This window comes from Daejeonella oryzae DSM 19973, assembly GCF_000422945.1.
Classification (GTDB): Bacteria; Bacteroidota; Bacteroidia; order Sphingobacteriales; family Sphingobacteriaceae; genus Daejeonella; species Daejeonella oryzae.
Map to the genome: position 1 here is coordinate 678,898 of NZ_AUHA01000003.1, position 12,908 is coordinate 691,805.

The window sequence follows — 12,908 nt, forward strand, 5'->3', positions numbered from 1 at the left end:
CTTTTTACCTGATTTTTAAAACAGTTAAGGAGCAGGCCTGTTTATTGAGAAACAAGATTCAATACATGCAAAAGTTACTTAACATTCTTTGCATCATCCTATTTATAAGCATAAATTTTTCCTGTAACGTAGATGAAAATGATGCCGATAATAAGCCATTAACTAATCTCAATGAGGATAAACTGGATGATGATGCGAAGAATTTTCTTAAATCAGCGGCTCAAATTTTAATTTTTGAAATTGAATTAGGCAAATTGGGCACAACCAAAAGTATTAACCCAAAGATAAAATCCTTTGCCTCTGATATGGTGGCTGAAAATACACGAACGTATAATGAGCTTAAAAAAATATCTGCTGAAAACCGTTTGTTATTGCCCATAGATCCGGATAAAGATCAAGCAAAAAAGTTAAAAGATCTGAGTGAACTGAACAGAAAGTCCTTCGAAGTTGCCTATCTCAAACATTCTTTAAAAAATCATTCCCTGGCAATTAACCTTTATCAAAAAGCTGTTGAAAATAGAAACAAATCAATTAACTCATTTGCAATCAACAAAACACAAAATCTTAAAAAATCTTTATTAACAGCCAATAAAACTTATAAAAGCTTGCAAAACTAATTTTTATGGGCAATTATATTTTTACTGCATGGCTGTAAAACCTGCCAATTCCTTATCAATTCGCTCGTTCCAAATCTTTTGCATGGCCGGGTTAGATCCATTTTGTGTTTCTGAATCATAGAGTTTCTGCATTTTATCCAGCTCCCGAAGTGATTCGATATATTCAAAAGAAATGATTCCTTCGTAGTTTGCTACGGTTATTTGTTCCTTCAAGAGCTTACTTTTAAATCTTTCAGATATTATTTTCACGATATCAAAATGCCTTTGCTCGTGGTTAAGTGTATAACTATTCCGTGCAAAATCTTTCACCCATGAAAAACTGCGAACTAAATAAACTTTGAGATTTATATTAAGTTCTACAATACTATTCACCAGCTCATTTTTACTGTCAACTGCAAAAAAAGAGAAAATAGTAGCAGCATAATTACCTCCGGTTACAGGCTTGCTTTTAAAATCCAACCATGTGAGAGGATTTTTAGAATTATAAAATAAAGTATCTACAGCTTCATTATTAATATAATTTTTGAAATTGAACTTTACGCCTATTGCCAAATTTTCATCACTTTTTGACTGCGAATTAATCCAGGTGTTAAAGTAAATAAGCGATTGAGAAATAGCTTTGGCGAGTGCGTTAGTGGCTGCAAAATTATCGTTTAAGGAACGGGTATATGAAACCTTAGCCTTGTATTCTATCAGTTTGATGTATTCTCCATCTCTGTTAAATTCAAAAGAAAAATGAATATCTAAATCTCCGGCAGCAGCGTTTTTTCCCTGACTTATTTCCGCTATGTTGTATTTGTAAACCCGTATCGATACCGGTCTTAAAGACATATTTTGATTAATACTTTTTTCAACATATTTCATCAAGGAGGTTTTAAAACCATTTTTTAAATCAAATATTACATGCTGGTTTGGATTGCCCTGAAATAATAATTTAGCAACTCCTGACTGATTAAGACGCTCATCGATGATTTTTTCAATATAAAACTCTGTTGGAGTAATACTTTTTTTTGGCATCGGCAACTCAATAACCTGAGCCTGAGAATTATTCATCCCAAACAGTAAAAAACTGCTTATTAATACTGCATAAATTCTGTAATATTTAATTTTTATCCAATCTGTAAAATGCCTCATTAATTGAAAAAACAGAAATCCAAAATACTTATTTACTGTTGTATAACTTAAACATATGCTAATCACTGTCATATTATTTGTAATACAATAAAACGTTAGAATAAGAACGAATAACATTCGTTATTCAAATTAAGTCTAAAAACTAACCTATTAGTTATTTATTCTATTCCATAACAGTGCAATGAAAAATTTTAAGTTTGTATTCCTCATATATATATCCGTTGTCTTTTTTGCATGTAAAAAAGATAAAGAAACAAAATCCCCGGTTCTTCCTGCCATTACTTCTTCAGAGTATAAAAATGATCTGTTATTTATAAACCGGGCAGATTTTCAAATACTTACCAGCGAGCCCGCGGAATTTAGTTCAGATGATACATTGATCGATATCTCTATTGATGGTTTAATTAAAAGGATTACTTCTGCTGAAGTTGTCCCTATAAATATAACCTGGAAAAATTCTGGTAATAAACTTACGATCTATGCAGTTGGGGCAACTGATGATAGTTTTGATGCACCTTATGCCAGGTTTCACGGTGCCTTAGCTACAGATAGTTATTCGGCTTTACAGGCAGGTTGGGAAACACTTAGAAAACTTCCGTTTTCTCAGGAGACATATGTTATAGTCTTGAGACATGCTGATGCTGATCTCGGAAGAGATTATTCTATCAGTCCAACAGATCAGGGGCCGCCTGAATGGTGGAAATCATGTGATCCGGATTTAGCCAGGCAGTTAAATCAAACAGGAATCATACGATCCACAGAACTGGGCAATATATTCAGAGATTTAGATTATTCATTTGCACGGGTTATTAGCAGTGAATTTTGCCGTTCTGTAAAAACAGCGGAACTCATCAACGCCGGTCCGACTATTCAGATTGATGGGCGATTGAATCACCCATCATATAATAAGTCGGGATTAGGTGCCTTTGTGGGAATGAAAGAGCTTGTGCAAGAATTTCCGGTAGACAATAAAATGTCTTTAATTGTCACTCATCATCCTGTTAATGAGATAAGAACAGCGATTGCTCCGGGATTTCCTCAGGTTAGTCCTTTCAGCTGGACTGGTGGTTATATTATCAAAGTCGATCCTGATAAATCAATTAGCTATCAGGGAGCAGTTTCATTTGGAATGTTTAAATACTGGAGAAATTTAAAACTCAAAAGATAATACCGCTGAAAAATTGGTCATAAAAAAAGCTTATTCTGGACAGAATAAGCTTTTCAATTTAAGCAGGTTAAATTATAAAATCAGAATCAATAATAAGATAATGATAATGATAGCTCCAACAGAAAGATAAACCCCACCTGAAGTAGCTGCTGCTTCTTTTTTCATTTGAACCAATTCTTTACGAAGATCTTTACGTTCCTGACGTGATAAGTTAGACTTATCCATCTCTTTGATCTCTAAAACTCTTTGCTCAATGTTTTGCAAACGAACAATTTGTTGTTCAGTTAAAGGAGCTTTATCCTTTTTTGAACTTGTTTCATTCGCCATTACTGCCGGAGAAACCACAGTAAACATTATGGCCATAGCCAATAAGTAAATTTTCTTTTTCATGCGTTTTAAGTTTAGATTGTTTAACAAGAAATAATAAGATCAGTTTGAAAGAAAATTTAATCTTACAACAATTATATAACAAATATCAGTCCATAAGATGTGTCAGCATGATCTCATATTTGTTGAAACACAACTAATTTATAATTCTTTGGCTTCCGGAGGGTTAAATTGCACTAGGGATAATTAAGGCTATCATTTTAAATATGAGTATTTTTAATAATCAATTTCTTGACAAGTGTCGCAGTACATCAGACAACCCTGCTGACCAGTTTATACAACAAAACTTTGAAACTCTAATCAATAAAACTAAGCTTAAGCAAAATCTGGACGATTTACATGATAATGCTCATTTTTTAAAATTTCAGGACAGTTACCCCAATTCTGCGTTACTAAAAGATTTTTCAGACATGCCTTCCTGGGCAAACCAAAAAAAAATGAACATGGGATCTGCTTTTTTCGTTCGTTTTGCAGAACCCATCATGAATTTGCTCGGACTCTTGTCCTTGCCTTATTGTTACGCTGCTGCCGATGGTGCCAGGGTTCTTTCAATGTCTGAGAGGATAAAAACAAATCCCAAAAACCGATTTTCTGAAACTGCTGCTTTTGTGTGGGACGTAATGGCTCCCAATGCGTTCGAATCTACAGGAAAAGGATTGTCGGGTATCTTAAAAGTGCGGCTGATACATGCAAGCATCCGGTTTTATATTAACCAAACAAATTCATGGAATCAAGAATGGGGACTTCCATTAAATCAGGAAGATATGGCCGGCACCAATCTTTCGTTCTCATTAATTACACTTCGTGGTTTAAGAAAAATGGGCTTTGTGATCAGCTACGAAGAGCAGGACGCATACATTCATCTTTGGAATGTAATTGGCTATTTTTTAGGTTTAAATGAACAACTATTACCCAAAAACGGATTAGATGCCAATGCATTGGAAAATAGCATCCGCCAAAGGCAGTTTAAATATTCAGAACATGGAAGCCAGCTTAGCAACCAACTAATTGATTTTATGATTAGTAACGCGGATAAAAAAGTTTCCAGAAAAGACCTATCGGGATTAATGAGGTATTTATTAACTGATGAAGTAGCCGATTTAATTGGTATTGAAGCTATCAATAATCAAACTTTTAATCCGCTGGCTATAAAATTTTTCAGCAGTTTGCAGCACCTCATGAGTTCAACAAAATCTTATCAGTATCAGCAAAGCAAGTTTCAGCAAAAAATACAGGATGTGAAAAATCCTTTTGGCCTTCCCATGGCTTTAAGAAGTTAAATTGTAAACATTAATTTCTTTTCCGGGAATTTTCCCGCATACGTTTGGATAAGGTTTCTGATATAATCATTTGCAGGATAGCTTGTGATTTGATCTTTTAATACCGAAATATCATCAGTTGAAACTTGCCGGTCTAAATATCCCATTCCATAAAAAATTCCATTTTCCATTAGAATACAGCTTTTTTCACCTTCAACCCTTCCTTCATCCACTATTGCAAAAGTTGGCAATGCTGCTTTAAGCCGGTGAATAGCATTTGTAACTCTCTGATTATATTCAATATGATTTTCCTCTCCCTGACAAGCTCCAAGGCAGGATTTATTTTCCATTCCTGTGCATGGATTTGTATTCCTTTGAATGAAGCATAATTTAGGACAAAGATCAAATTCCCTGATCAAAACTTTAATAAGTTCATATCCCTCTAAAACGTAATTAAACGTGTATAAGGGTGAAGAAAATTTAAGGCGCTTATCAACCGCGAGTCTTAAATATCCATTTTGATCTTCAAAAGCATATAATCCGTAAGCATGTTCAAATCGTTTTTGTGAACGGTTATATTCTGGCCAATGTTTTTTGATCTCAATAGATTCTAGAATAAAAGCCATTAACTCCGTTCCGCATTCGTTAAAAGTAATCGAATAAATATTTTTCAAAAATTCCTGTTTTTGCCTCCCGGGATTATTGTTTGCAAAATGACTAACTACGCGTTTGCGTAAATTTTTAGCCTTACCCACATATATAACCTTACTTTTTTGATTATGAAAATAATATACTCCCGGAGTACCAGGAAGCTTTTCTATCATGTCCAGAGATAGGTTTGGCGGTAAGCTTTTGTCTTTTGATCCGGCTTTTAAAGAATTGTTAATATTATCTTCTGCATCATTCTGCAGCAGCATAGAAAACAATATGGCGGTTGCTTCTGCATCGCCTCCTGCCCTGTGCCGTCCATGATTTTCAATTCCCAGGTGATTGCAAAATCGGCCCAAACTATAAGACGGAAGTCCGGGCATGATTTTGCGCCCCAGCCTAACGGTGCATAACTTTTTGCATTGCAGATCAAAACCGCAATTTCCCAGGTGATACTTTAGAAAAGAATAATCGAAATTTACATTATGAGCTACAAAAATTTTATTCTGAAGTAAGCTGAAAATCCGTGAAGCAACATCCTTAAAAGAAGGAGCTTCGGCTACCATCTCGTTACTTATCCCGGTTAAAGCCCGGATATAAATCGGAATATTCATTTCCGGATTTACAAGGGTTTCAAATCTTTCCATTACCTCATAGCCGTTATGTATCAGAATAGCAATTTCTGTTATCCCATTGGCGGATGCGTGGCCTCCGGTTGTCTCAATATCGACTATTGCATAAATTCTGTCCTGATTCATTTCAAATATTTTCCAATACTTGCAAAGCTAATATTTTTAGCATCAATATTTAAATGAAGTATAAATTTACTTACTAAATACAGGTTTCAAAAACATTTTGAAGCTGCTATTCCTTTATTTCAGAACAATCATATGTATAGAGATAATGTCAAAAGATAATTCAATTCCTACCCAAAAAATCGGAGCCGAATCTGATACAAGCAGCGAAGTAATATTAAATTCGACAGAGGCGGCTATAGAACATTTTAAAACTGTTAAACAAAGACTATTAGATGTTTCTAAGTGGCATTCGATTAGCGGAAAGTTCTCTGCCGATTTTACCTTAACTGATAATGAAGGAAATCCGGTTAACCGCCTGGCACAGGAAGGAGATTTTTTTAAAATTAAAATCCCTGCTCCTAAAAATGAAACGGGAGATGGCTATGACTGGGTACAAATTCAAGGTATTGAAGATTTAAATCCTTCGGAGCATATTCAATCAGTTTCTATTAAGGTAAAGCCAGCCGCTAATCCTCAAAACTTAAAAGAAGAAACTGCACATTTTTTTAAAGATGAGGCAAGCAGTACATTTTTAGTGAAACGCGATCATCAAACAATTGCTGCCGAAGTTCACGGTAGAAATGAAGTTCCCAATACCGATGCTGATTTTAAGGATTCTATCCGAAATTTATTCGTAGCACTTGGAGCTATGCTGGGATTTTCTAAAACCCAGTGGAAAGCCATTGTAGAGGGTTTAATAGAAGTTGATGATTCAAAGAAAGCCTGATTATTTTTTTAATGGCTTTAACAGGTATTCCAGTCCGTTCAATTTTATTTCATAAATAGTATGCAAAAGCATTCCTAAATTCCCTGCCGGGAAACCCTTTGAATGATACCAAACAAGATAATGCTCCGGAATATTACAAATAAAAACACCTTTATATTTACCGTAAGGCATTTTCGTTTTTACAAGCTGATTTAATATTTCCGGATTCAAACTTTAAATTTTTTATAAAGATATTATTAATGATGAATGAAAAATCCGGTTAAAAAAAAAATAGCCCGATAAATCCGGCTAAGCATCTTATTCCCTTTGCTATAAAATTCCGCAAATATTAAAATCTAAATCTATTTATTCACATTAAGTCCAATTGCTTTTGCAATTAAAACCATTTTATCAAGCCAGGTTTTTAATAGAAATTCTTTTCCTATCGGATAACTGATTGTTATGGTAAATTCCCGCATTGGTGTTAATTCGGAATCGGGCAAAAAATTAAACTGAAAACCAGTAGCGAAGTATTTTTCAAAGTCGTGTTCTAAAGCAACAGAAACAGCTTTTATATTACCTGAGGTCCAGTCCTTTTGTTCATATAAATTTAATAGAATTACCTCGTTAACCCCGAGCTTAAGAGCCAGGTTATCGGCAGATAAGCCTGCAGAATATGCTACATTTTTTACAATCTTACCGAAATGCATTTTTCCTCTTTATTTAATTGCTACTGTTTAACTACATTCTAATTCGTAAAAAAAGGAATAAGGTTACAAGGATTTAAAATAAACCAATAATTAAAAAATAAGATCGTCCTAGAACTGGATTAAACATCCCAAACTGTTTCAGCTGAGATTTAAAACTTCAGATTTTTAAATACTTTATATTTGCTGATAAAGTTTAAAAATGAGTGTAAAAGATATTTTCGGAAAATCGTTATCAGATTATTTTTTGAATCACACTCCGGTAAAATTATATCTGCATAATTCTTATGGTTCTCCCGAAGAAATGCCTGTTGATATTTTTTTCAGAGATAAAAATGAAATGCCCGACCTTGAACATTATGCTTTAGCTGAGTGTAAAGGAAAAGTACTTGATATTGGTGCCGGGGTTGGAAGCCATGCTTTAATTCTGCAGGAGAATGGTATAGAGGTAACTGCTTTAGAAATTTCTGAGATGGCTTGCAAAATCATGAAATTGCGGGGAGTTAAGCGAATACTCAATCAGAGTATTTATTCTTTTAAGACTGAGAAATTTGACACCTTACTTATGCTTATGAACGGAATCGGGTTAACCGGAACAATTGCCGGCTTAAAAGATTTTCTCCATTCAGCTAAACAATTGTTAAATCCTGCCGGGCAATTACTTTTTGATTCGTCTGATATTTCTTATTTGTATCTGGATGATGAAATCCCCAAAAACCACTATTTTGGTGAAATTTCATATCAATATGAATATATGAACCAAAAAGGGCCCTGGTTTAACTGGCTTTATATTGATTATCCGCTGCTTAATGAAATAGCATCGAAGGAAGGTTGGAATACTGAATTAATTTATGAAGATGATCAGGATCAGTATCTGGTACGCTTAACCCTCAAATAACTTAAACAAAAATGTCTTATAAAACGCCGATTCGATAATCTGCCTCAAATACCTGACCTGCAGCTAATACCTGTATAGCTTCCTTATTTTTCAACTCTTCACTTTTCCCCTCGGTATCCGCACAGCCTAACCAGGGTTCCAGGCAAATAAAAGGAACATCATCTTTTGCCCATATTCCTAAATAATTAAACTGAGGGAATTTTAGATATATACTTTTAGAATGGTTAAGGCTTTTTAAACACAGTTCTCTGGAAAGCAGATTTTTAAAAACAAGCGCATCGTTTTTAAATAATTCCCTACTGAGGAGTAATGTATTGGATTCGTTCCGAATGATCTCTGTCATGCCATTAAAAAAGCCATTTACAGAAAGTAAATGCTTTTCCAGAACTTCATCTCTTTCAAACTCCAGGTAATAATCTTCCAGTGAATCATTTTTATCAAAAGGAATTCTGAAGGCGGGGTGTGCTCCTACAGAAAAATAAATGGTCTTATTATCGCGGTTAATTACTTTATATGTGATTTTTAATTCATTATCCAAAAGGTCATAAATTACCTGAAAGGTAAATTTATAGGGATAATTCACATGCGTTTCAACAGAATCATTTAATTCAAAAACAGCATGTGTATCTGTACAATCAATAACTTTAAATGTAGAATTACGGGCAAATCCATGTCTTTCCATTTTGAAAGGCATACCGTCAACAACTATCTGATTGTTCAAACATCCCCCTACTACGGGAAAAAGATTAGGAGAATACCAGCCCCACACTGATGGATCGGCCTGCCATAGATGTTCAATACCTGTAGTGTTATTGTAAAAGGACGTTAGCTCAGCTCCCTGATTGCGAACAGAAACTTTTAAAAATTCATTTTCCAGGTGAATCATAAAATTTTAATAAATAATGAAAAGTAATTCAATCCAAATAACTATTTATAATCCAGACTATCAGACGACTTCAAAACTAAAATTCAGAAGAATTTTAAGAAAGTAAATTATTTCCGTTCTTACTAAGCTAGCAATTAAATAACCTTCTTTTTGTTATTAGTCAAGGGTTTTTTACGTTTAAAAGTGCCTTTTCTTTTTACTTCGGGCTGATAAGCGGGACCTTCACCAAGTTCCTCAGGCAAAGGAACTCTTTCTATTTCACGGCCAATCAGATTCTCGATATAAGAGAATTTACGCTGGTCTTTTTCATTTACAAAAGTAATTGCAGTACCGGTAGTTTCAGCTCTGGCTGTCCGTCCAATTCTATGAATGTAATCCTCCGGATCTGGCGGAACATCAAAATTTATAACAAGACTTATTCCTTCCACATCAATACCGCGGCTCAATACATCAGTACCTATAATAACGGGCAAAGTGCGGGCTTTAAAAGCCCTTAAAATAGTTTCACGTTGTTCCTGTTCAAGGTCAGAGTGAAACGCTTCGGCTTTAATGCCTTCTCTCTTCAGTGTGCGGTTAAGATCTTTAACAGTTTCCTTGCGGGAAGCAAAAATCAAAACGCTTCCATAATTTCCATTTTTTAAGATACCGGAAATTAAACGAATCTTTTGATTATCAAAAGTCATGTACACCTGCTGTAAAATACCAACGGCGGGTTGAGAGATGGCCAGACTTATCTGCTCGGGATTTTTTAAGATTGTATTGGCAAGTGTGCGAATTTTTGGAGGCATAGTTGCCGAAAAAAGCATGGTTTGCCTTTTAGCAGGTATATAACTGATAATCCGAAGAATATCTTCATAAAATCCCATATCCAGCATTCTATCTGCTTCGTCTAAAACCAGATATTCTACATGACTTAATTTTATAACCCCCGAGGAAAGCTGAGCAATCAAGCGGCCGGGTGTAGCAATAATGATATCAACACCGTCCATCATGGCTCTCCTTTGCTGCTCGTAAACCATGCCGTCGCCGCCACCGTAAACTGCTATTGAACTAATTCCTGCAAAATAGGCCAGTCCTTCAACCTGTTGATCTATTTGCTGGGCAAGTTCACGGGTTGGGGCCAGAATAAGTGCTTTTGTATGTTTTTTATCTGTGGTGCTGATGTGCTGCAAAACTGGAAGCAGGTAAGAGGCCGTTTTTCCGGTACCTGTTTGTGCGCAGGCTATCAGATCTTTATTATCCAGAATTAATGGAATGGCTTGCTCCTGTATGGGTGTGGGTTTTAAATAACCCATGCTTTGTACGCCTTCAAAAAGTTGAGGGTCGAAATTAAAATCGTTAAATGTCAATGGTGCGTTGTAATAGTAAAAAATAATTCCTCAAAAGTAGTCAAAATGCCCGGTATTTTATTTTACAGGAAATTGCCAATCATATATCCTATACTTTCAACTAACCGACAAACATCTAAAAATAATAATTACCTCAGAAACTCAAAAATATTTCCGCTAAATCATTCATTTTAAACTAAAAATGACACTCAAACATTTAGCCATTAAAATGTTACACAGCACCTATAAGTTATGGTAAATATTGGCATTTGCTTTGAAAGCACAGTGTTACTCTACTCTACCACTATGACAAAACTTTTCAACTATTCATTACTCAGGAATTATAAATTACCGGCAAGAAAAGGATTATTTAAGTATCTGGATCTTCTATTTGTTGTAGTATTTTTTCTACTATTAATAACTCAGGTATTGCGATAATTCATTGCCTTAATTTTAAAAGTTTAGCATTCGTTTTGAGTCTATATTTATAGGCAGGTTGCGAATGCTATTTTAATGTGTAGTTTTTTAAGGGCCCCTTTTGGGGCTTTTAAAATTTATATTCCTTTCAATTTCAATTTCATCTTTTCCACAAATCTTTATTTTCTCAACAAGAAGGCTCTTTCCGGAAAAATTTCCTACTTTTGAATCCCGAACAAACGATGTTTTTTACTGATCAAATCAGGGCTTTATAATCCTGAAAAAAAGTAAAAAATTCTAATAGAAATCCTTCAAATATCATGACTAAATACATTTTTGTTACGGGCGGCGTTACCTCGTCGTTAGGAAAAGGTATTATTTCCGCTTCCCTTGCTAAATTACTTCAGGCCCGCGGTTACTCCGTAACTATTCAAAAATTTGACCCTTACATTAACATCGATCCGGGTACTTTAAATCCTTATGAACATGGTGAATGTTATGTAACTGAAGATGGTGCCGAAACAGATCTGGATCTTGGCCATTACGAACGATTTTTAAATGTTCCTACATCGCAGGCCAACAATATAACCACCGGCCGTATTTATCAGAATGTAATTAATAAAGAGCGTGAGGGCGCTTACTTAGGAAAAACCGTTCAGGTTGTTCCGCATATTACAGATGAGATTAAACGCAATATGCAAATATTGGGAGAAGGTAGTGAATTTGATATTGTAATTACCGAATTGGGGGGGACCGTAGGCGATATTGAATCATTGCCGTATATCGAAGCTGTTCGTCAGTTACGCTGGGAACTTGGTTCCGGAAATTCATTGGTTATCCATTTAACCCTTATTCCTTTTCTGGCCGCTGCCGGCGAATTGAAAACAAAGCCTACTCAGCACTCTGTTAAAATGTTGCTTGAATATGGTATTCAGCCCGATATTTTAGTTTGCCGTACAGAGCATCATCTTTCACAGGAAATCCGCAAAAAAATAGCATTGTTCTGCAACGTAAACATCAATGCGGTTATTGAATCTATAGATGCCTCTACCATTTATGATGTGCCTTTGTTAATGCTAAAGGAGCAGTTGGATAAAATTGTATTAACCAAACTTAAACTTCCGCTTAAAAGCGATCCGCTTCTGGATAAATGGAAAAGTTTTTTGGGCAGATTAAAAAATCCTACATCAGAAGTGAAAATCGGATTGGTTGGAAAATATGTTGAACTGCCCGATGCCTATAAATCTATAACTGAATCTTTTATTCATGCAGGTGCAAAAAATGAATGCAAGGTTATAGTTAAATGTATTCAATCTGAAAGTATTACATCAGATAATGTGGCTGAAAAATTTAAGGGACTTAACGGAGTTTTGGTTGCCCCCGGATTTGGAAGCCGCGGAATAGAAGGCAAGATCGAAGCAATTCAGTACGTACGCGAAAACGACATTCCATTTTTTGGAATCTGTCTGGGAATGCAGTGTGCGGTAGTTGAATTTGCCCGTAATGTACTCGGATTAGAAGATGCTCAAAGTACAGAAATGGACGAAAATGCAAAGAATCCGGTTATATCTATGATGGAAGATCAGAAGAAAATTAAAAATAAGGGCGGAACTATGCGCTTGGGAGCTTATAGCTGCGATTTAAAAAAGGGAAGTAAAGCGGCCGCCATTTATGGAAAAAGTCATATTTCAGAACGGCATCGTCACCGTTACGAATTCAACAACAGCTATTTAGAGCAATTTGAAAATGCCGGCATGATGGCATCAGGCATCAATCCTGAGAACAACTTGGTGGAAATTATTGAACTTAAAAACCATGCGTTTTTTGTTGCTGGCCAATTCCATCCGGAATTAAAATCAACAGTTGATAATCCGCATCCACTTTTTGTTAACTTTGTCGCCGCTTCTTTAACCCACTCAAAAAAGAAGTAATTGCATTTAAAGCAATACGATTTAT

The 12,908-nt window shown here is 35.2% G+C and carries 13 protein-coding genes; 6 read left to right on the forward strand and 7 right to left on the reverse strand.

Translation table 11 applies throughout. The features are described 5' to 3' along the window. The first annotated feature begins 65 nt into the window (after positions 1-65). A complete protein-coding gene (locus tag G521_RS0110570) occupies positions 66-617 on the forward strand; it encodes a DUF4142 domain-containing protein (RefSeq protein WP_026898517.1) in 552 nt (183 codons plus the stop codon). A gap of 21 nt (positions 618-638) precedes the next feature. Here G521_RS0110570 and G521_RS0110575 read toward each other — a convergent pair whose 3' ends face one another. Further along, on the reverse strand, positions 639-1,670 hold the full coding sequence (locus G521_RS0110575; protein ID WP_155975753.1) for a hypothetical protein: 1,032 nt from the start codon (positions 1,668-1,670) through the stop codon (positions 639-641). A 262-nt stretch (positions 1,671-1,932) separates the two neighbouring features. Between G521_RS0110575 and G521_RS0110580 the strand changes: the two genes are divergently transcribed. After that, a complete protein-coding gene (locus tag G521_RS0110580; RefSeq protein ID WP_026898519.1) occupies positions 1,933-2,919 on the forward strand; it encodes a histidine phosphatase family protein in 987 nt (328 codons plus the stop codon). Between the two features lie 72 nt (positions 2,920-2,991). Here the strand turns inward: G521_RS0110580 and G521_RS0110585 are convergent, their stop codons facing one another. Continuing rightward, positions 2,992-3,309, reverse strand: a complete 318-nt coding sequence (locus G521_RS0110585; RefSeq protein WP_026898520.1) for a hypothetical protein — start codon at positions 3,307-3,309, stop codon at positions 2,992-2,994. 203 nt (positions 3,310-3,512) lie between these two features. On the opposite strand from G521_RS0110585, the gene G521_RS16975 reads away from it, so the two are divergent. Next, positions 3,513-4,586, forward strand: a complete 1,074-nt coding sequence (locus tag G521_RS16975) for an oxygenase MpaB family protein (RefSeq protein WP_051189667.1) — start codon at positions 3,513-3,515, stop codon at positions 4,584-4,586. Here the strand turns inward: G521_RS16975 and G521_RS0110595 are convergent. Beyond that, positions 4,583-5,971 (reverse strand): exonuclease domain-containing protein, encoded by a 1,389-nt coding sequence (locus G521_RS0110595; protein ID WP_036678870.1) that lies wholly within the window; start codon positions 5,969-5,971, stop codon positions 4,583-4,585. The genes G521_RS16975 and G521_RS0110595 overlap by 4 nt on opposite strands. Positions 5,972-6,116: 145 nt before the next feature. Between G521_RS0110595 and G521_RS0110600 the strand changes: the two genes are divergently transcribed. Further along, positions 6,117-6,737: a hypothetical protein gene (locus tag G521_RS0110600; RefSeq protein WP_036678871.1), complete on the forward strand. Its 621-nt coding sequence runs from the start codon at positions 6,117-6,119 to the stop codon at positions 6,735-6,737. On the opposite strand, the gene G521_RS0110605 is transcribed toward G521_RS0110600, so the two are convergent. Beyond that, entirely contained in the window at positions 6,738-6,947 is a 210-nt protein-coding gene (locus G521_RS0110605; protein ID WP_026898523.1) for a DUF3820 family protein, read from the reverse strand. Between the two features lie 131 nt (positions 6,948-7,078). Further along, positions 7,079-7,426, reverse strand: a complete 348-nt coding sequence (locus G521_RS0110610; RefSeq protein WP_026898524.1) for a hypothetical protein — start codon at positions 7,424-7,426, stop codon at positions 7,079-7,081. 199 nt (positions 7,427-7,625) lie between these two features. On the opposite strand from G521_RS0110610, the gene G521_RS0110615 reads away from it, so the two are divergent. Beyond that, positions 7,626-8,321 carry a class I SAM-dependent methyltransferase gene (locus tag G521_RS0110615; protein ID WP_026898525.1) on the forward strand — a complete coding sequence of 232 codons (696 nt, stop codon included), beginning with the start codon at positions 7,626-7,628 and terminating at the stop codon, positions 8,319-8,321. A 16-nt stretch (positions 8,322-8,337) separates the two neighbouring features. Here G521_RS0110615 and G521_RS0110620 read toward each other — a convergent pair whose 3' ends face one another. After that, positions 8,338-9,207, reverse strand: a complete 870-nt coding sequence (locus G521_RS0110620) for an aldose 1-epimerase family protein (RefSeq protein WP_026898526.1) — start codon at positions 9,205-9,207, stop codon at positions 8,338-8,340. A gap of 134 nt (positions 9,208-9,341) precedes the next feature. Further along, positions 9,342-10,556, reverse strand: coding sequence for a DEAD/DEAH box helicase (locus tag G521_RS0110625; protein ID WP_026898527.1), 1,215 nt, complete (start codon positions 10,554-10,556; stop codon positions 9,342-9,344). 716 nt (positions 10,557-11,272) lie between these two features. Here G521_RS0110625 and G521_RS0110630 point away from each other — a divergent pair. Then, positions 11,273-12,883, forward strand: coding sequence for a CTP synthase (locus tag G521_RS0110630; RefSeq protein WP_026898528.1), 1,611 nt, complete (start codon positions 11,273-11,275; stop codon positions 12,881-12,883). Positions 12,884-12,908 lie beyond the last annotated feature (25 nt).

Coding starts and splice junctions, on each gene's coding strand:
- G521_RS0110570 (WP_026898517.1), top strand. CDS start 66: ATGCAAAAGTTACTTAACATTCTTTGCATCATCCTATTTATAAGCATA.
- G521_RS0110575 (WP_155975753.1), bottom strand. CDS start 1,670: ATGAATAATTCTCAGGCTCAGGTTATTGAGTTGCCGATGCCAAAAAAA.
- G521_RS0110580 (WP_026898519.1), top strand. CDS start 1,933: ATGAAAAATTTTAAGTTTGTATTCCTCATATATATATCCGTTGTCTTT.
- G521_RS0110585 (WP_026898520.1), bottom strand. CDS start 3,309: ATGAAAAAGAAAATTTACTTATTGGCTATGGCCATAATGTTTACTGTG.
- G521_RS16975 (WP_051189667.1), top strand. CDS start 3,513: ATGAGTATTTTTAATAATCAATTTCTTGACAAGTGTCGCAGTACATCA.
- G521_RS0110595 (WP_036678870.1), bottom strand. CDS start 5,971: ATGAATCAGGACAGAATTTATGCAATAGTCGATATTGAGACAACCGGA.
- G521_RS0110600 (WP_036678871.1), top strand. CDS start 6,117: ATGTCAAAAGATAATTCAATTCCTACCCAAAAAATCGGAGCCGAATCT.
- G521_RS0110610 (WP_026898524.1), bottom strand. CDS start 7,426: ATGCATTTCGGTAAGATTGTAAAAAATGTAGCATATTCTGCAGGCTTA.
- G521_RS0110615 (WP_026898525.1), top strand. CDS start 7,626: ATGAGTGTAAAAGATATTTTCGGAAAATCGTTATCAGATTATTTTTTG.
- G521_RS0110620 (WP_026898526.1), bottom strand. CDS start 9,207: ATGATTCACCTGGAAAATGAATTTTTAAAAGTTTCTGTTCGCAATCAG.
- G521_RS0110630 (WP_026898528.1), top strand. CDS start 11,273: ATGACTAAATACATTTTTGTTACGGGCGGCGTTACCTCGTCGTTAGGA.